Genomic DNA, 16867 nt, shown 5'->3' on the forward strand with positions numbered 1-16867 from the left:
ATGTCGCCGCACCATACGACGCGCCTGCCCATCCCCAGCATTGATCCACCCACCCCAGCAAGAGCCATCAGAAACGACCTAGTCCTTTCGACCAGCTCGTACTCACTGAGCGCCTTCTTGACGGGAACTTTCGCGAAGTAGGACGCGCCGAAGGCCAGACACCCGAGCACGTACCAGAACGCCTCCGCACTTGTCGTGTGCCCCCGGCCGAGAACCTGCTGTGACATAGCTGCCACCTCCGTAGAGCTATCGCAGGGCCCGGCCTGTGCTCGTCGGGTCCGTATCACCCATTCTGCCCCGTAATTCCGTAATGGGGAGCAATCTGCTGACCTGAGGGGACAGCCGTATGCCACCAAGCTGGTCGCTATCCGGTGACGTGGGCCCTTGGGGATTGGCCGTAGCCACTGAGAGGGACGCTGTACGGCGCCGTACTTGTCGGATGCGGACCGAGAAGGCGCAGGTGAGGTTGCCGGGCTCGATGGGGTCCCATAGTGGGTGGTGAAGATCAGTCCGGTGTTTTTCCGTCAGAGAGGCCGGGCGTTCTTCCGGTCTGCTTCCTGTCGCTGGCGACGTTGCTTGAGCGCGGTCAGGAATAGGCGCCGAAGCGCAGCGGCCAGTCAGGGGCGCCTGTCGCCGTCTCGGTGTCGAGACGCGGGCTGGCCAGGGAAAGTCCGCAGGGTGAAGCCGGACTCGCTTGTCGACCTCGCGGCGCAGGCAAGTGATGAAGCGGCGCCAGAGCATCCCCGGCGTGGGCATTCCACAGGGCGGCGGCTTCGTAGTCATAGCTGAGGGTCAGGTGCACACGGTAGCAATGGCGGTTGCCAGAGTGGCCACGAGAGTGAGTACCACCGTGAACGCAGCGGCAGCCTGTTTGACGGCGGCGGGGTAGCTCACACCGTCCAAACGGGCGAGTTTGCCCGCACTGGCAGCGGCGAGCAGCGCGAAGACGACTACGTGTGCGGCAGTGAGCAGAGCGACGGCGATGGACACGTCAGCCTCCTTGTAGGCGATGGGCCGTTGACGCCGTCGAAGGTCGCGGAAACGGTGTACGCCGGGGTTCACTGCGGACGAAGATGCACACCGATGAACACTTAAGGCTGGGGGGCAGGTGCCCGAAAAGCAGAGAAAGTCCGATGCGGCTCTCGCCGAGCTACGCCGGTGGCTTGGTGACGGACTGGCCGCTTCGGGGCTGGACAAGACACAGTTAGCCCGCCGTTCCGGGCTGGGGCGTACGACCGTGTCGGAGGCGTTTCAGCCTGAAGGACCGGTGCCGTCGGCCAAGACGCTGGCTGGACTCGCTAAAGCTCTGGGCATGCCAGTGGAGGAACTGCTGGAGCTGCGGCGGACTGCCGCGATGGGAGTGGCTGAACCGGCCATTGAAGAGGAGCTGGGACCGGGCAGGCCTATAGAGCAGTGGGAGCCCCATGATCTTGAGGTTCATCCTGCCGGTATGGCTCCGGATAGAGGCAAATTATCCAGGCAGCGGCTGCTGCCTGGATACGTACCGCGGGAGCATGACCGAGTGCTAGCCGAAGCGGTACGGCACGCCCAAGCTGGCCGCAGTAGAATGATGGTCTTGTCCGGTACCTCCTCGACAGGCAAAACACGTGCCTGTTGGGAAGCCGTTAGGCCGCTGGCAAACGCTGGGTGGAAGCTGTGGCACCCATTCGACCCCACTCGCGCGGAATCAGCTCTCAGCCAACTTGCATTCGTCCGGCCACGAACCGTGGTGTGGCTCAACGAAGCCCAGCATTACATTGGTGATGCACACGTGGGCGAGCAGATCGCTGCCGCGCTGCACGCGCTGCTCACCGACGAACAGCGGTCACCTGTCCTGGTATTGGGAACTCTATGGCCCGAATACGTCCGACAGTACACAATTTTGCCGGTAGCCGGCCAGTCGGACCCGACTAGTCGGGCGCGAGAACTTTTGGCCGGGCGCATCGTAAGCCTGCCGGAAAGTTTTGACGCAGAGGCGCTGGCAGCCGCCACTCAACTGGCACGGGGCGGCGACCAGATGCTTGCGGACGCTCTGACTCGATCTGGTACACACGGGCGTGTGACTCAGGATTTGGCCGGTGCTCCCGAGTTGTTGCACTGCTATGAAAACGGCTCCCCCGAGGCTCAGGCATTGCTGCGGGCAGCTATGGACGCACGTCGGCTGGGAGTCGGGCTGAACTTGCCACAGGCATTCCTTACTTCCGCCGCACTCGGCTACCTGACTGATATCGATTGCGACGACCTGACCGATGACTGGGCGGAAGCCGCTTATGCTGAACTCGCCAAACGGGTCCATGGCAAGCAAGCTCCCTTACGCCGCGTCATTGTCTGCCCACCGGGCACACCTCACCCCTTTACGCTGCACGGCTCTGTGTCAGGACCCGTGTTCCGGCTGGCCGATTACCTCGAACAGCACGGTCGCGAGACCCGCCGTCGAGTGTGTCCGCCTGCCTCGTTCTGGCACTCAGTACATGCTGGCCTCACGAACCCTGACGATTTGTTTAGCCTTGCTAGGGAGGCTTATGCGCGACATCGTCTGCAGTGGGCGCATGATCTCCAGCGTCGCGCTGTCGAAGCCGGGCATCCGGACGCCTATCTAGCCTTGGTTACTTGGCTGAAAGAATCCGGAAATTTTAGTGAAGCCGAATCTGTGCTGCGGCGGGCTGCTGAGGCAGGAAATATGCAGGCTCTCATGTATCTGGCTTCTTGGTTAAGGAATTCAGGAAATTCCCGTGAAGCCGAATCCGTGCTGAGGCAGGCTGCCGAGACAGGCGGGCCCAATGTACTAAAACTTCGGGTCGACTTGCGCAGGGAGGCGGGAGACTATGAGGGGGCCGAGGCCCTTGCTCGGGAAGCTGTCGGTACAGGAAATCCGCGGGCTTGGAGAATTCTGGCCGAATTACTCAGAGAGGTGGGAGATCGTGAAGAGGCTAAGACCCTTGCACGAGAAGCTGCCGACGCAGGAAATCCGCAAGCCTTGACGCTATTGGCAGATTGGTGCAGGGGGGCGGGAGATCGTGAAGGGGCTGAGGCCCTTGCTCGGGAAGCTGTCGACGCAGGAAATTCGCAGGCTTGGGAAATTCTGGCAGAATTGAGCAGAGAATCCGGGAGCTGCGAGGGGGTTGAGACTCTGGCTCGGAAAGCTGCCGACGCGGGCAATTCGCGGGCCCTAGTGATCTTGGGGTTCCAGTGCGAGGAGGCGGGAGAATATGAGAGGGCTGAGGTCCTAGCGCGGCAAGCCGCCGATGTAGGTGATGCGAAATTTCTGACAGATTTGGTATTCCGGCGTGAGGAATCTGGCTACTGTGAGCGAGCCGAAACCCTAGCCCGGCAAGCCGCTGCTGTCGGCAGTTGGAACGCTCTGACAATTTTGGCCATCCGGCGTGAGGAATCTGGCGACTGTGAGGGGGCCGAATCCTTGGCCCGTGAAGCCGCCGTTGGCAATCCGAACGCCCTTACTTGGTTGGGCTTGCAGGTCACGCAAAGAAAAGAGGGAAAGGAGAGGTCTGATGCATTGATACAGCAGGGCGCCGACGCTGGTGACCGGTACGCTCTAGCCTTCCTGGTTGACTTGCGGCAGGAAATGGGAGACCACGAGAGAGCTGAAGCCTTGGCCTGGCAGGCGGCTGACGCCGGTTATGCAGATCCGCTGCAACGCGTGGTTTCATTTCGGGAGAGACGTGGGAGCCACGTGAAGGCACAAGCCCTGGCCAGGCAGGTTGCCGATGCTGGCCTTGCGAGGCACTTGGACAAGCGGTGGCTGGCAGCCCAGTGGCCCCACGGACTTGACCCCGAAGGCACTCCAACCTCCCCACAACTGTGATTCTCGCCCGTCGCCAGACTCCAGTGGGCTCCCCCTGTTCATGGCGCGTTCATGTAGCAGGGGCCCATTTGTGGGAACTTGCCTGCTTGTGCAACCTCGTGAGGTTCGGTTCGCATGCTGCCCTCGTGGGGAGCGAGAACGTGGGTAGTCGTGTGGGCGCTGACATCAACAAGCCTGCGTGCCAACGACCAACGGCGTACCGGATGGTGCTTTCGGGGCCTCGTGGCAGGGGCGGAACACGCCTTGTCGGCAGAAAGCCGTCGCTTCGAGCCCGGCAGGTGGCTCCGTAGGTCAAGGGCCCTGTTCGTCGACGAACAAGGCCCTTGGGGTGGGCCTTGGAGCGGCGCTCAGTCCTTGGCGTGGGCTGCGGGCCGGGCCCGTCGTGGTCGGGCGGCCCCGCCGTCAGGTTCCGCAGCAGGTCGACGGGGTGGGGGTGGCGTCGGACTTGACCGTGTAGATCTCCCAGGGTTCCTTGCCGGGGCCGTGGACCCAGACCTTGTCCTGGAGCGCGTAGCAGCAGGTGGTGTCGTTCTCCTCGAAGGTGGCCAGGCCGGCGTTCTTGAGGCGCTCGGTGGCGGCGGTGACCTGGGAGGTCTCCTCGACCTCCACCCCGAGGTGGTCCAGGCGGGTGTCCTGGCCTTCCTCGCCCTCGATCAGGACGAGCTTCAGCGGCGGCTCGTCGACGATGAAGTTCGCGTAGCCGGGGCGGCGCTTGGCCGGTTCGACGCCGAAGAGCTTGGAGTAGAAGACCACCGAACCTTCCAGGTCCGCGACGTTCAGGGCGAGCTGTACGCGTGACATGACGAGCCTCCAAACAGGCTGTATTGATGTCCTTCGATGCCTAGCTTGCGCCTTGTATCGAAGAACGTCAACATAGAGGCATGTCGAAACAAGAGCTTGAGGTGCTCGGCCAGGACGTCGAAGGCTGCTGTCCGGCGCTGCTGACGGCTCCGCTGGGCGAGGACCAGGCCACGGAGCTGGCGAAGGTGTTCAAGGCCCTGGGGGATCCGATCCGGCTGCGGCTGCTGTCGATGATCGCGTCCCGGGCGGGCGGGGAGATCTGCGTCTGCGAACTGACTCCGGCCTTCGATCTGTCCCAGCCGACGATCTCGCACCACCTCAAGCTGCTGCGGCAGGCCGGACTCATCGACTGTGAGCGGCGCGGCACGTGGGTGTACTACTGGCTGCTCCCCGAGATGACCGACCGCCTCGCGGGCATCCTCACCCGCCCCGCGGGCACCCCGCCGTCGCACGCCTCGGGCACCCCGCTGCCCCAGCGCACGGGCACCCCCTCATGAGCGCCAAGGCGTCGTCCAAGGCGGCCGTCGACGGTGGCGGGGCGGTGGCCGGGAAGCTGGCCTTCCTCGACCGGTGGCTGGCCGTGTGGATCCTGGCGGCGATGGCGGCCGGTCTGGGCCTGGGGCGGGCCGTGCCCGGCCTGGGGGACGCACTCGCGAAGGTGACCGTCACCGGAGTATCGCTGCCGATCGCCCTGGGCCTGCTGGTGATGATGTACCCGGTCCTGGCCAAGGTCCGCTACGACCGGCTGGAGTCCGTCACCCGCGACCGGCGGCTCCTGCTGCCCTCCCTGCTGCTGAACTGGGTGCTCGGCCCGGCCGTGATGTTCGCCCTCGCGTGGCTCTTCCTGCCGGATCTGCCCGAGTACCGCACCGGGCTGATCATCGTCGGCCTCGCGCGCTGTATCGCCATGGTCATCATCTGGAACGACCTGGCCTGCGGGAACCGTGAGGCCGCCGCCGTGCTCGTCGCGCTCAACAGCGTCTTCCAGGTGTTCGCGTTCGCCGCGCTGGGCTGGTTCTACCTGAGCGTGCTGCCCGGCTGGCTCGGTCTGGAACAGGCCGCGCTGGAGGTGTCGGTGTGGGAGATCGCCCGCAGCGTGCTGATCTTCCTCGGCATCCCGCTCGCGGCCGGATTCGCGACCCGGCGCCTGGGCGAGAAGGCCAGGGGACGCGACTGGTACGAGGCCAAGCTGATCCCGCGCATCGGGCCGTTCGCGCTGTACGGGCTGCTGTTCACCATCGTCGTCCTCTTCGCGCTGCAAGGGGAGGCGATCACCTCCAAGCCCCTGGACGTCGTCCGGATCGCGCTGCCCCTGCTGGTCTACTTCGCGCTCATGTGGGCCGGATCCATGGCCCTGGGCCGAGCGGTGGGGCTGGACTATCCGAAGGCCACGACGCTGGCCTTCACCGCGGCGGGCAACAACTTCGAGCTGGCCATCGCCGTCGCCATCGCCACCTTCGGTGCCACCAGCGGCCAGGCCCTCGCGGGAGTCGTCGGCCCCCTCATCGAGGTGCCCGTCCTCATCGGCCTCGTCTACGTGGCGCTGGCCAGCCGTCGCTTCTTCCCCGGGGCGGGCGACGGTCCCAGATCCAGTTCCAGCGTCGACGCTGACGCCGCGTCAACCCCTCCCGACAAGGATTCCGTACGTGTCTGAACCAGTGCCCACGAAGCCGTCCGTCCTGTTCGTGTGCGTGCACAACGCCGGACGTTCCCAGATGGCCGCCGCCTTCCTCGCCCACCTCGCGGGCGACCGGGTCGAGGTCCGCTCGGCCGGTTCCGCCCCCGCCGACCAGGTCAACCCGGCCGTGGTCGAGGCCATGGGCGAGGCGGGGATCGACCTCGCACACGCCCGTCCGAAAGTGCTCACCACGGACGCGGTGCACGCCTCCGACGTGGTGGTGACCATGGGGTGCGGCGACGCCTGCCCCGTCTTCCCCGGCAAGCGGTATCTCGACTGGTCCCTGGCGGACCCCGCCGGGCAAGACGTCCGGGGCGTCCGGCCGATCCGCGACGAGATCGAGCGGCACGTCCGCGACCTGCTCACCGAACTCGGCGTCGAGACCGAGGGCGTCGAGACCGGAGGCGTCGAGACCGAGACCGAGCCTCGCGCCTGACCACCCCGCGCACCAGAACGGTCCCGCCGCCCCGCGTGTTACGGGGCGACGGGACCGTACGGTCCAGCGCGTGGTGCTGGCGCCAACGCCAGCCCCGGTGCTAGTTGATGTTAGTTCGTCGCCGGAGCGGACAGCTCCTGGCCGAACGCGGCGTCCGTCGCCGGAGAGCCGAGGTCGTCCGGGCCGAAGAGCGCTGAGCCCTCGGCGGTCAGGCCGTCGGCGCCCGCGTACAGGAGAGCCACCGCGCCGGAGCCCTCGCCCTTGCTCGGCGCGCCGACGGCGAGGTCGGGCTTGCCGTCGCCGTTGTAGTCGGCCGGGGAGACGGTCTCGCCGAAGTGGTCGTTGCCCTCCATCTCACCGGGGACGCCCTCGGTGTCGAGGGAGAAGGTCTGGGAGCCCTCGTCGGTCAGCCAGTTCTCGCTGCCCTTGAAGACGGTGATGGCACCGGCGTTGTTGTAGCCACCGGGCGCCTCGGCTGCGGTGTTGCCGACGACGAGGTCGTCGTGGCCGTCACCGTTGATGTCGGCGAGGCGGGACGCCTCGCCCTCCTGCTCCGGGCCCTTCCAGTCCACCGGGTTGGCGGTGTCCATGCCGCTGGCGGTGCCGGGGTAGGTGCGCAGCTTCTGCTCGTCCGGACCGTCCGAGAAGCCGGTGTCCGTGACGACGTCGTCCTTGCCGTCGCCGTTGATGTCGCCCACGACGGCGCGGTACTGGCCGAACCACAGTGAGACGGTCTTGCCCAGCGGGGTGCTCTTGATGCCCGTCGACGAGCCGGGCAGCACCCCGAGCGTGCCCTCGTCGGAGGGGGAGTCCTGGGACGCGACGCTGACGAGGTCGGCGAAGCCGTCACCGTTGATGTCGCCGGAGGCCAGGTGCCCGATGCTGACGCCGCCGCCGGGCGGGGTCACGGCGGTCATCTTCGGGGTGGCGGTGTCCCGCAGGTTCGCGGCGCCGTTGACGAGCTGGACCTTCTCGTTGTCGGAGACGGCGATGTCGGCCCGGCCGTCGTGGTTGAAGTCGCCCACCGCGATCTTGTCGCCGAAGTGCGCGTTCTCGGTGACCTTCGGCGAGTGGAAGGCGATCGCGTCGCTCGACAGGCCGCTCTTGGAGCCGAAGACGACGGTGACGGAACCGGCCTGCTTGGTGCTGCCGATGGCCTCGCCGTCCGCGCCGATGATCAGGTCCGAGTAGCCGTCCCCGTCGACGTCACCGCGCACCACGGAAGAGCCGAAGTGGTCCTTGGCCTCGGGGGTGCCGGGAACGCCAGGGCTGGCCTGGGTCAGGCTGAGGTGCCGGGCGGTGTCGACGCCGGTCTCGGAGCCGTACGTCACGCCTACGTAGCCCGCCTTGGACTTCCCGGAGGCGGTGCCGTCGGGCGCGCCGACGCCGAGGTCGGCGTGGCCGTCGCCGTCGATGTCGCCCGCGGTCTTCGCCGCCTTGGCGGCTGCGGTGGAGAGCTGGTTCTGGGCCGACCCGTCGCTGTCCGTTCCTGCGGCGTTCGCACCGGCCGCGACGGCCGCCACCACCGCGGCGCCCACAGCGCCCGCCATCAGGCCCCTGCTTCGATTGCGCACAAATCCTCCATAGACTCACGCATCGGTCGTCCTCTTTGATCCGGCCACCCCTGCGGCCCCCACAGGCGGAACGGAAAGGACTGCTGACATAGACAAGTCCGGACGCTGAACGGTTGCGGAAGCGACAGAAGAATTCGAAGAGCAACAGGTTCACTCAAGTTGCGCGTAAGGGACGCGCAGGCCAGAGCGTCTGGCGCGACGCGCCCTGCCGGGCGACTGTGACGACGGTCACGATGCCCCTCCGGGTAGCGGGGGAGCGTCACGCTCCACTTCGGGCGCAGGGCGGTCAGGGCGGCGTGGTCAACTCCCCGCCTCCTTGCGGAGCTTGCGGACGTCGGCGCGGGAAAGGCCGCTGACGCGGCCGACCTCGGAGGGGTCGGCGCCCGCGCGGAGTGCTTCCAGCGCCTCGGTACGGAGGTCTTCGCGGGCCGCTTTCAGGACGGCCTCCGCCTCGCGGTGACGCTTGGCCGCGAGTTCCAGTTTCGGGTTCTCCATGACTGTCGCGTTCCCCTAGCCCGGCCCGCGACGCCGGTGGGGGAAGCGCGCGGCGTTGTTACGCTGCGCCGCATGGGGGTGGTGTGCGTGCGGTGGGGGTGGAGACAGGGGTGCGGGCGGAGGGCTCGCGCGTCGGTCGCGTCGGTCGCGTCGGTCGTGGCGATGGTTGTGACGGCTGTGGCGGTGACGTCGGCCGTCGCGCTGGCCGCGCCCGCCCCGGCATTCGCGAGCGCCGACGGAGCCGTGAGCGCCGACCGGGCCGCGAGCAGCAGCTTCGTGGCGGCGTCCGGGTGGCGTGGCGGCAAGGTGGCGTGGTCGGCGCGCGGTGAGTATCTGAAGGTGCGGGACACCAGGGCCGACGGCTACGCCTTCGTCGTGACCGCGAACGACACCCGCCACCCCCGCGCCCGCAAGACGTGCCGCGCCCCGCGCCGGGGCCAGACCCGGGTCTGCAACCTCTCGTTCCCCGAGCACCGCAAGATCCGCCTCGTCGCCAGCCTCCAGCGGGGCGGCACCGTCAAGTACGCGGGCTCGGCGCGCGTGCGCTCCTAGCGGCTCGTGGCTGGCTGGCGGCTCGCGGCTCGCGGCTCGCGGCTACTGCCCCATCACATAGCGGACCGTCGGCCCCGCCGTCCAGCCGCCGTCCACCGCCAGCTCCGCTCCGGTCATGTACGAGGCCGCGTCCGAGAGCAGGAAGCAGACCGCCGAGGCGATCTCGTGGGGCTCGCCCACGCGGGCCATCGGGGTGTTGGGGTACCCGCCCTCGCCGGGTTCGATCCCGACCCGCGCCGTCATCGGGGTGTACGTCATGCCCGGGTGGACGGAGTTGACGCGGATCCTGTCCGTGCCCAGTTCCACCGCGCCGATCTTGGTGAGACCGCGTACGCCCCACTTGGAGGCGCCGTAGCCCGCCGTCAGGGCCAGGCCCGTCAGACCGGCGGCGGACGAGATGTTGACGACGGAGCCGCCGCCCGCGCGGCGCATCGCGGGGATGACGGTCTTCATGCCGATGAGGACGCCGGTGAGGTTGACGTCGAGCACCTTGCGGAACTCCTCGACGGAGACGTCCGCGAGGAACGTCGCCATGGAGATGCCCGCGTTGTTGACGAGGCCGTCGACCGAGCCGAACTCCCCGGCGGCGAAGTCGGTCACGCGCTGCCACTCCTCCTCCGACGTCACGTCGTGGCGCACGAAACGGGCGCGGTCGCCGAGGGCCTCGGCGGTCCTCCGGCCCTCCTCCTCCAGCACGTCGGTGAGGACGACCCGCGCCCCGGCCGCGACGGCCCCGCGCGCCGCCGCGGCGCCTATGCCGCGCGCCGCGCCGGTGAGGATCACGGTCTTGCCGGTCAGGTCGCTGACCGCCGCGGTGGCGGGGGCGCCGGGTTCGGGCTTGGGCTCGGGCTCGGTCACGGGGGCTCCAGGGGGCGTCGGGGCGGGGCGAGGGTGGCGCGGGTGCAGGGTATGTCGTTGTGGCATGCCATGCCATGCCATCACCGTGCGTACGTGGGTGTCCGACGGCACGGGACCGGTCAGGGGAGCAGGACGACCTTGCCGACCGTGCCGCGGTTCTGGAGCGCCTGATGGGCCGCCGCGGCCTCGCCGAGCGGGAACGTCCGGACGAGCGGGACGAGGACGCCGCGCCCCGCGTACGCGAGCGCCCGCTCCTCCAGGACGCGCCGCCGCTCCAGCATCTTCCGCCCCTCCAGGGGGACGGTCGTGATGCCGTGGTCCTCCCCCGCCTCCCCGGGCGGTTCGGTGACGGCGGACGCGATGGCCGCGCTGAACGCGGTGGAGGAACTGCCGTAGGTGAAGGCGGTGCCGCCGGGTGCGACGAGGTCGAGCGCCGCGTGTCCGAGAGGGCCGCCGACGCCGTCGAAGAGGTGGGTGACGGGCCGCTCGTCGCGCAGTTCGGCGCGCACGCGGCCGGCCCAGTCCGGCCTGCCGTAGTCGAGGGCGAGGTCGGCGCCCAGGTCGCGCACGATCGCGGCCTTCTCCGGCCCGCCCGCCGCGCCGACGACGCGGGCGCCCCTGTGCCGCGCGTACTGGGTGAGCAGCGCGCCCATGCCGCCCGCGGCCGAGAGCACGAGGACGGTGTCGCCGGGGCCCGGCTCGTGGCCCTCGACGACGCCCATGACGGTGCGCCCGGTGCCGATCATGGCGACGGCGTGGGCCTCGGAGAGCCCGTCGGGTATCGGGTGCAGGGACGCGGCGGCGACGACGGCGCGTTCCGCGTAGCCGCCCGGCGCCTGGCCGAGGTGGGCGACGACGCGCCGGCCGAGCCAGCCCGTTTCGGTTCCCTCGCCGAGCGCGTCGACCGTGCCCGCGACCTCGCGGCCGGGGACGGTCGGCAGCTCGGGGAGGGGGATGGGGCCGAGCTGACGGCCCTCGCGGAGTGCGGTGTCGATGAGGTGGACGCCCGCCGCCGCGACGGCGATACGCACCTGGCCTGGGCCGGGCGAGGGGTCGGGCACCTCCTCGTAGCGCAGGTTCTCTGCGGGGCCGAAGGCATGAAGGACGGCGGCACGCATGGCTGGCTCCTGATGTCCGTTCCGGGTGGCTGCCTGGAGCCTGCAACTTGAAGGAACGTTGAAGTCAAGGGGTGCGGGCGCGGGTCAGGGGGGACTGTCAGTGGCGGGGTGCACGATGAGGGGATGGCGAGGACGAGGGTGTCGAGGACGGCGGGCGGGGAAGCGCGGACGGACGCACGGGCGCGTGCGGTGGGCAGACCCAAGCGCCCTGAGATCGGCCTGCCCGTGCTGCGGCCCCACGAGGAGGCGGGCCTGAGTCCTGACGGGGACTACGACGGAGTGGGCTTCACGGATCTCGATCTGAGCGGCGCCGACGGCGCGGGGGCCACCTTCCTGGACTGCGGGCTGTACCGCTGCGCGCTGGACGAGGCCCAGCTCGAACGGGCCCGGTTCATCGACACGGTGGCGGAGGGCGTGTGGGGAGTCGGCACGGGGCTGGCGCGCGCCGAGATACGGGACGTGGAGCTGGCCGACGCGCGGCTCGGCGGCACCCAGCTGCACGGGGCACGGCTGACGCGGGTGCTGGTGCGGGGCGGGAAGATCGATTTCCTGAATCTGCGTCAGTCCACGCTGAAAGACGTCACCTTCGAGGGCTGCGTCCTGATCGAGCCGGACTTCTCGGGTGCCTCGCTGGAGCGGGTCGCCTTCCCGGGGTGCGTGGTGAGAGGGGTGGACTTCGGGCAGGCGAAGCTCAAGGACGTGGATCTGCGCGATGCCGCCGAACTGGACATCGCGGCGGGCGTCGACCGGCTCTCGGGTGCCGTGATCAGCTCGGCCCAGCTCGTGGACCTGGCCCCGGCCTTCGCCGCGCAGGTGGGGGTGCGGGTGGAGGGGTGAGGCCGCTGGGGCGGGGGGTGTCGGGTTGAGCCGTCGGGACGGGTCGGGCCAACCGGGCGGGTCGGGCCGACGGGGCGGGTCGGGCCGACGGGGGTCAGACGCGGGGGAAGCGGGCCTGGAGGTCCCAGATCACCGGGTTGTCGTCGAGCCCGTCGTGCATGTCCGTGAGGTCGGCGAGGAGGTCGTGCAGGAAGTCGCGGGCCTCTCTGCGCAGGGTGGAGTGCTGGAAGGAGAGCGGGGGCTCGTCGGCCGGTGACCAGTCGGCCGTGATCTCCACCCATCCGAAGCGGCGCTCGAAGAGCAGGCAGTCCGTGCTCTCGGTGAAGTCCAGCTCGGCCCGCACAGGGCCGGGCGCACGGCTGCCCCGCGGGTCCTTGTCGAGGCGTTCGGCGATGTCGCACAGGGCCCACGCGAAGTCGAGCACGGGCAGCCATCCCCAGGCTGTGGACAGTTCGGCGCCGGCCTTCGTGTCGGCGAGATACACGTCCCCGCAGAAGAGATCGTGCCGCAGCGCCCGTACGTCCGCGGTGCGGTAGTCCGTCTGCGGAGGGTCGGGGAAGCGGCGGGAGAGGGAGTAGCCGATATCGAGCACGCTCCGATGGTGTCACGGGGCCGCAGGGGTCTCGGGGGCCATGGGTGCCATGGAGGCAATAAGGATTCATTCCGTTTCGTCCCCCGTAAACGAACATTCGTGCACAACCTTCCAACGCTCCCGCACAAGCTCTACCGTTGCTTCGCTCGCGCCTTCCGACGCGGGCACGGCGAACGAAAAGGAACAGCGCGGAAGGAATGGTTTCGGTCCAGCGAGGACGGAGGACGGAACAGTGAGCCAACTGCCAACCCGCCAGAGACGACTGATCAGTTCGCTTGCGGTCACCCTGATCTGTGGAGCGGGGCTGTACGCGCCGTCGGCCACCGCCGCGCCCCAGGCGGCCCCGGCCCCCTCGTCCGACGTGGGCGCGTCCACGGGCGCGTTCACGGGCGAGGCGAAGGGCGGGCCGAAGCGCGGACTCGCCCGCACGCCCCCCATGGGCTTCAACAACTGGAACGCCACCCACTGCCGCGCCGAGTTCAACGAGGAGATGGTCAAGGGCATCGCCGACATCTTCGTCGAGAAGGGGCTCAAGGAAGCGGGCTACGAGTACGTCAACCTCGACGACTGCTGGGCCCTCCCGCAGCGCGACGCCGACGGCAAGCTGGTGCCCGACCCGGTCCGGTTCCCCAACGGGATCAAGGCGGTCGCCGACTATGTGCACTCCAAGGGCCTGAAGATCGGCATCTACACCAGCGCCGGCACCAAGACCTGCAACCGGAACGGCTTCCCCGGCGCCCTCGGCCACGAGGAGAGCGACGCCCAGCAGTTCGCGGACTGGGGCATCGACTACCTCAAGTACGACAACTGCAACAACCAGGGCGTCCCGGCCCAGGAGCGCTACGCGGCGATGGACAAGGCGCTGAAGAAGACCAAGCGCGACATCGTCTACAGCATCTGCGAGTGGGGCCAGAACAAGCCGTGGGAGTGGGCGGCGAAGTACGGCGAGCTGTGGCGCACGACGGGCGACATCAGCGACAACTGGGGCAGCATGCTCGGCATCATGAAGCAGAACCTGCCGCTGGCCCCGTACGCCGGACCAGGCCACTGGAACGACCCCGACATGCTGGAGGTCGGCAACGGCGGCATGACCGACACGGAGTACCGCACCCACTTCTCCATGTGGTCGATCATGGCCGCGCCGCTCCTCATCGGCTCCGACCTGCGCACGGCGACCGACGCGACGTACGAGATCCTCGGCAACAAGGAGGTCATCGCCGTCGACCAGGACAAGCTGGGCAAGCAGGGCAGCGTGGTCTCCTCCGAGGAGGGGCGCTGGGTCGTCGCCAAGGAACTCAAGGGCGGCAGCCGCGCCGTGGCGCTGTTCAACGAGTCCGAGCAGGAGCAGAAGATCTCCACGACGGCGGCCGACGTGGGACTGCCCGAGGCCGATTCGTACACGCTGCGCGACCTGTGGAAGCACGAGGACGCGAGCAGCGACGGCACGATCGAGGCGACGGTCCCGGCGCACGGGACGGTGCTGCTGAAGGTGTCGGCCGAGGACTGAGACCGGTTCGTCCGCCGAGTGCGCGGGCGACGGGCCCCGTGCCAGGTTCGGCCGTACGGCTGACGGCCGCACCCCGGCGCTCCGCACCCCGGCGCTCCGCACCCCGGCGCTCCGCACCCGGCACTCCGCGCGGAGCGAGAAGGCCGCCCGGCCCCGTGTGCTCGGGTCGGGCGGCCTCCGTGGCGTCCGGGATGCGCCCGGGAGCCCGCGTGTCGCGGGTCCCGAACCGGACGACCGGTGCTGCGCGGGCTCCGGCCCGACGCCGGTCAGCCGTGGCGAACACGGCGTACGGGCGTCGGACCAGGGGCCCGGCAGTCGGGATCAGGCGTTGGTCGGACGCTGGCCAGGAATCGGCCAGAATCAGGCGTCGGCCCGGATCAGACGTTGACGCCGAAGTCCTGGGCGATGCCGACGAGGCCCGCGGCGTAGCCCTGGCCGACGGCCCGGAACTTCCACTCGGCGCCGTTGCGGTACAGCTCGCCGAAGACCATGGCGGTCTCGGTGGCGGCGTCCTCGCTCAGGTCGTAACGCGCGATCTCCGTGCCGCCCGCCTGGTTGACGATGCGGATGAAGGCGTTGCGCACCTGGCCGAAGTTCTGGCTGCGCGTCTCGGCGTCGTAGATCGAGACCGGGAAGACGATCTTCTCGATCTCGGCGGGGAGGGCGGCGAGGTTGACGTTGATCTGCTCGTCGTCGCCCTCGCCCTCGCCGGTGACGTTGTCGCCGGTGTGGACGATGGACTGGTCCGGCGTCGCCTTGTTGTTGAAGAAGATGAAGTGCTGGTCGGAGTAGACCTTGCCGCTGGGGTTCACCGCGATGGCGCTCGCGTCGAGGTCGAAGTCCGTACCCGTGGTCGTGCGGACGTCCCAGCCGAGGCCGACCGTGACGGCGGTCAGGCCCGGTGCCTCCTTGGTGAGCGAGACGTTGCCGCCCTTGGACAGGCTTACAGCCATGGGGATGCCCTTTCGTAGTGAGGTACTGAAGAGGGGTCGGTGTCCTCCACCCTGCACAACGCGGACGGGGGACGGGCGGGTTCCAGATTCTTTGCGTTCTTTACGTTTCACTCGCGCGCCCCTCCGCGAAAAGGCGGTGACGAGGGCGCGCTGAGGCGGGATCATGGGACACATGTCCGGTCCCTACGTCATCCGTGGTGCGGTCTCCCTGCCGGAGGCCGAGCTGTCGTGGCGTTTCTCGCGCTCCTCGGGCCCCGGCGGCCAGCACGTCAACACCAGCGACAGCCGCGCGGAGCTGCGCTTCGACCTCGCGGCCACCGAGGCGCTGCCCGAGGTGTGGAAGGAGCGCGCGCTGGAGCGGCTCGCCTCGCGGCTGGTGGACGGGGTGCTGGTCGTGCGCGCGGGCGAGCACCGCTCCCAGTGGCGCAACCGCGAGACGGCGGCCACCCGCATGGCCGCGCTGCTCGCGGAGGCGACGGCGCCGCCGCCGCGCCCCCGCCGCAAGAAGAAGGTCTCGCGCGGGGCCAACGAGCGGCGGCTGCGGAGCAAGCAGCAGCGCGGCGATCTGAAGCGCGGCCGCTCGGGCCGCGACTGGACCTGACCCGCCCGGCCCCCTCCACGGGCCCCGGGCCCGGCCCGGACGGGCTCAGGCGAGCGAACGGTACCGGCCACGGAAGTACACCAGCGGCCCGCTCTCCTTCGCGTGCGGAAGCGTCGTCGACAGGACGCGCGCGATGACGAGGGTGTGGTCGCCCGCAGGCACGCGCTGCTCCGTGCGGCACTCGACCATGGCCAGCGCGTCCGTCACCAGGGGCGCGCCCGTGGCCTCGCCGAGGGTGTGGGGCAGCTCCCGGTAGAGCAGCCGGTCGTTGAGGCGGCCCTTCATCGAGAAGCGGTCGGCGGTCTGCCGCTGGCCGTCGTTCAGCAGGGAGGCGGCCCACAGGGGCTGGCGCTCCAGCAGTTCGTCCATCCGTGAACCGTCGCGGACGCTGACCATGACCAGGGGAGGGTCGAGGGAGACGGACATGAACGCGGTGGCGGTCATGCCCACCGGCTCGCCGCGGGGGCCTTCCTCCGGGTCGTACGCCGAAACCAGCACCACGCCCGCCGCCAGCCGCGCCATGGCGGCCCGGAACTCGTCCTCGCTCACGCCACCAGCATGGGGCATCGGAGGGGAGGAGGGAGAAGAGGAGGAAGGGGCGGAAGAGGGGGGAGTCGGCACTGTCTGTTGCTGCTGCGCTGCGTTGGACACGTCAAGAACGCTAACCGGAATGGGTGAGTGGACACATCGGACGCAGGAACCAGGCGGGTCCTAGGCCCCTCGTGAGGCGTACCCGGAAGCCGACCCCCCGATCGGCCGTTATCTCCCGTCAAGCCCTGTTATGTCGGTGGGGTGTGAACGGCGCGGAGAGGGGCACGCGAGGGGGCACGCACCGGCGTGCGAAGGGGGCGCATTGGGTGGCGTACTGGTGAGTTCATGTACGGACGTCATGATGCCCTGACATGCCTCGGAAGGCCCGTGACCAGCGGAGACCATTCGTGAAGCGCTTCCACGTAACGCACCCAACCAACCCTGGATTCTTGTGACTTGAGTCACAGAGGGCATTAATTGTTGACCCTGTGTACCGGGTGAACAGCTCGCT

Annotated in this window: 17 protein-coding genes and 2 pseudogenes; 9 read left to right on the top strand and 10 right to left on the bottom strand. The window is 68.9% G+C overall.

What is annotated here, in order from left to right; all coding sequences use genetic code 11:
• The coding region (locus tag ACYVOO_RS37380) for a hypothetical protein (RefSeq protein ID WP_461020189.1) at positions 1 to 227 on the bottom strand (227 nt) is incomplete at its 3' end.
• A 565-nt stretch (positions 228 to 792) separates the two neighbouring features.
• On the bottom strand, positions 793 to 990 hold the full coding sequence (locus ACYVOO_RS37385) for a hypothetical protein (protein ID WP_461020190.1): 198 nt from the start codon (positions 988 to 990) through the stop codon (positions 793 to 795).
• A gap of 118 nt (positions 991 to 1108) precedes the next feature.
• On the opposite strand from ACYVOO_RS37385, the pseudogene ACYVOO_RS37390 reads away from it, so the two are divergent.
• A pseudogene (locus ACYVOO_RS37390) lies at positions 1109 to 1327 on the top strand (helix-turn-helix domain-containing protein); the annotation flags it as partial.
• 444 nt (positions 1328 to 1771) lie between these two features.
• Positions 1772 to 3823 carry a tetratricopeptide repeat protein gene (locus tag ACYVOO_RS37395; protein WP_461020412.1) on the top strand — a complete coding sequence of 684 codons (2052 nt, stop codon included), beginning with the start codon at positions 1772 to 1774 and terminating at the stop codon, positions 3821 to 3823.
• Positions 3824 to 4225: 402 nt separating this feature from the next.
• Here the strand turns inward: ACYVOO_RS37395 and ACYVOO_RS37400 are convergent, their stop codons facing one another.
• Positions 4226 to 4624 (bottom strand): ArsI/CadI family heavy metal resistance metalloenzyme, encoded by a 399-nt coding sequence (locus tag ACYVOO_RS37400; RefSeq protein WP_461020191.1) that lies wholly within the window; start codon positions 4622 to 4624, stop codon positions 4226 to 4228.
• 80 nt (positions 4625 to 4704) lie between these two features.
• On the opposite strand from ACYVOO_RS37400, the gene ACYVOO_RS37405 reads away from it, so the two are divergent.
• From ACYVOO_RS37405 to ACYVOO_RS37415, 3 genes are read left to right on the top strand one after another with little or no spacing between them, the layout of a single operon-like run.
• Positions 4705 to 5121 carry an ArsR/SmtB family transcription factor gene (locus ACYVOO_RS37405; protein ID WP_461020192.1) on the top strand — a complete coding sequence of 139 codons (417 nt, stop codon included), beginning with the start codon at positions 4705 to 4707 and terminating at the stop codon, positions 5119 to 5121.
• Entirely contained in the window at positions 5118 to 6278 is a 1161-nt protein-coding gene (gene arsB, locus ACYVOO_RS37410; RefSeq protein ID WP_461020193.1) for an ACR3 family arsenite efflux transporter, read from the top strand. Before ACYVOO_RS37405 ends, arsB begins: the two co-directional genes overlap by 4 nt.
• A 4-nt stretch (positions 6279 to 6282) precedes the next feature.
• The gene (locus ACYVOO_RS37415; protein WP_461020392.1) at positions 6283 to 6738 is read left to right on the top strand and encodes an arsenate reductase ArsC; all 456 of its coding nucleotides are present in this window, start codon (positions 6283 to 6285) and stop codon (positions 6736 to 6738) included.
• A gap of 110 nt (positions 6739 to 6848) precedes the next feature.
• Here ACYVOO_RS37415 and ACYVOO_RS37420 read toward each other — a convergent pair whose 3' ends face one another.
• The gene (locus ACYVOO_RS37420) at positions 6849 to 8312 is read right to left on the bottom strand and encodes an FG-GAP-like repeat-containing protein (RefSeq protein WP_461020194.1); all 1464 of its coding nucleotides are present in this window, start codon (positions 8310 to 8312) and stop codon (positions 6849 to 6851) included.
• A gap of 300 nt (positions 8313 to 8612) precedes the next feature.
• A complete protein-coding gene (locus ACYVOO_RS37425; protein WP_461020195.1) occupies positions 8613 to 8807 on the bottom strand; it encodes a hypothetical protein in 195 nt (64 codons plus the stop codon).
• Between the two features lie 162 nt (positions 8808 to 8969).
• Here ACYVOO_RS37425 and ACYVOO_RS37430 point away from each other — a divergent pair, with 162 nt between their 5' ends.
• Positions 8970 to 9359 (top strand): hypothetical protein, encoded by a 390-nt coding sequence (locus ACYVOO_RS37430; RefSeq protein ID WP_461020196.1) that lies wholly within the window; start codon positions 8970 to 8972, stop codon positions 9357 to 9359.
• A 42-nt stretch (positions 9360 to 9401) separates the two neighbouring features.
• On the opposite strand, the gene ACYVOO_RS37435 is transcribed toward ACYVOO_RS37430, so the two are convergent.
• Positions 9402 to 10217, bottom strand: a complete 816-nt coding sequence (locus tag ACYVOO_RS37435; RefSeq protein ID WP_461020197.1) for a glucose 1-dehydrogenase — start codon at positions 10215 to 10217, stop codon at positions 9402 to 9404.
• Between the two features lie 119 nt (positions 10218 to 10336).
• Positions 10337 to 11335 (bottom strand): zinc-binding dehydrogenase, encoded by a 999-nt coding sequence (locus tag ACYVOO_RS37440; protein WP_461020198.1) that lies wholly within the window; start codon positions 11333 to 11335, stop codon positions 10337 to 10339.
• Between the two features lie 123 nt (positions 11336 to 11458).
• Here ACYVOO_RS37440 and ACYVOO_RS37445 point away from each other — a divergent pair, with 123 nt between their 5' ends.
• Positions 11459 to 12172 carry a pentapeptide repeat-containing protein gene (locus ACYVOO_RS37445; RefSeq protein WP_461020199.1) on the top strand — a complete coding sequence of 238 codons (714 nt, stop codon included), beginning with the start codon at positions 11459 to 11461 and terminating at the stop codon, positions 12170 to 12172.
• 94 nt (positions 12173 to 12266) lie between these two features.
• On the opposite strand, the gene ACYVOO_RS37450 is transcribed toward ACYVOO_RS37445, so the two are convergent.
• Positions 12267 to 12764: a hypothetical protein gene (locus tag ACYVOO_RS37450; protein ID WP_461020200.1), complete on the bottom strand. Its 498-nt coding sequence runs from the start codon at positions 12762 to 12764 to the stop codon at positions 12267 to 12269.
• A 232-nt stretch (positions 12765 to 12996) separates the two neighbouring features.
• Between ACYVOO_RS37450 and ACYVOO_RS37455 the strand changes: the two are divergent.
• Positions 12997 to 14265, top strand: a pseudogene (locus tag ACYVOO_RS37455) (glycoside hydrolase family 27 protein); the annotation flags it as partial.
• A 383-nt stretch (positions 14266 to 14648) separates the two neighbouring features.
• Here ACYVOO_RS37455 and ACYVOO_RS37460 read toward each other — a convergent pair.
• Positions 14649 to 15224 carry a TerD family protein gene (locus tag ACYVOO_RS37460; protein ID WP_453344727.1) on the bottom strand — a complete coding sequence of 192 codons (576 nt, stop codon included), beginning with the start codon at positions 15222 to 15224 and terminating at the stop codon, positions 14649 to 14651.
• A gap of 172 nt (positions 15225 to 15396) precedes the next feature.
• On the opposite strand from ACYVOO_RS37460, the gene arfB reads away from it, so the two are divergent.
• Complete coding sequence (arfB, locus tag ACYVOO_RS37465) at positions 15397 to 15825, top strand: alternative ribosome rescue aminoacyl-tRNA hydrolase ArfB (RefSeq protein WP_461020201.1); 429 nt, start codon at positions 15397 to 15399, stop codon at positions 15823 to 15825.
• 45 nt (positions 15826 to 15870) lie between these two features.
• Here the strand turns inward: arfB and ACYVOO_RS37470 are convergent, their stop codons facing one another.
• Positions 15871 to 16392, bottom strand: a complete 522-nt coding sequence (locus tag ACYVOO_RS37470; RefSeq protein WP_453344729.1) for a flavin reductase family protein — start codon at positions 16390 to 16392, stop codon at positions 15871 to 15873.
• Positions 16393 to 16867: the final 475 nt, after the last annotated feature.

Source organism: Streptomyces daliensis, from assembly GCF_054782395.1.

Excerpts from the sequence above, each read along its gene's own strand:
- ACYVOO_RS37400 (WP_461020191.1), bottom strand. The coding sequence starts at position 4,624 with ATGTCACGCGTACAGCTCGCCCTGAACGTCGCGGACCTGGAAGGTTCG.
- ACYVOO_RS37405 (WP_461020192.1), top strand. The coding sequence starts at position 4,705 with ATGTCGAAACAAGAGCTTGAGGTGCTCGGCCAGGACGTCGAAGGCTGC.
- arsB (WP_461020193.1), top strand. The coding sequence starts at position 5,118 with ATGAGCGCCAAGGCGTCGTCCAAGGCGGCCGTCGACGGTGGCGGGGCG.
- ACYVOO_RS37425 (WP_461020195.1), bottom strand. The coding sequence starts at position 8,807 with ATGGAGAACCCGAAACTGGAACTCGCGGCCAAGCGTCACCGCGAGGCG.
- ACYVOO_RS37430 (WP_461020196.1), top strand. The coding sequence starts at position 8,970 with ATGGTTGTGACGGCTGTGGCGGTGACGTCGGCCGTCGCGCTGGCCGCG.
- ACYVOO_RS37440 (WP_461020198.1), bottom strand. The coding sequence starts at position 11,335 with ATGCGTGCCGCCGTCCTTCATGCCTTCGGCCCCGCAGAGAACCTGCGC.
- ACYVOO_RS37445 (WP_461020199.1), top strand. The coding sequence starts at position 11,459 with ATGGCGAGGACGAGGGTGTCGAGGACGGCGGGCGGGGAAGCGCGGACG.
- ACYVOO_RS37460 (WP_453344727.1), bottom strand. The coding sequence starts at position 15,224 with ATGGCTGTAAGCCTGTCCAAGGGCGGCAACGTCTCGCTCACCAAGGAG.
- arfB (WP_461020201.1), top strand. The coding sequence starts at position 15,397 with ATGTCCGGTCCCTACGTCATCCGTGGTGCGGTCTCCCTGCCGGAGGCC.
- ACYVOO_RS37470 (WP_453344729.1), bottom strand. The coding sequence starts at position 16,392 with ATGCCCCATGCTGGTGGCGTGAGCGAGGACGAGTTCCGGGCCGCCATG.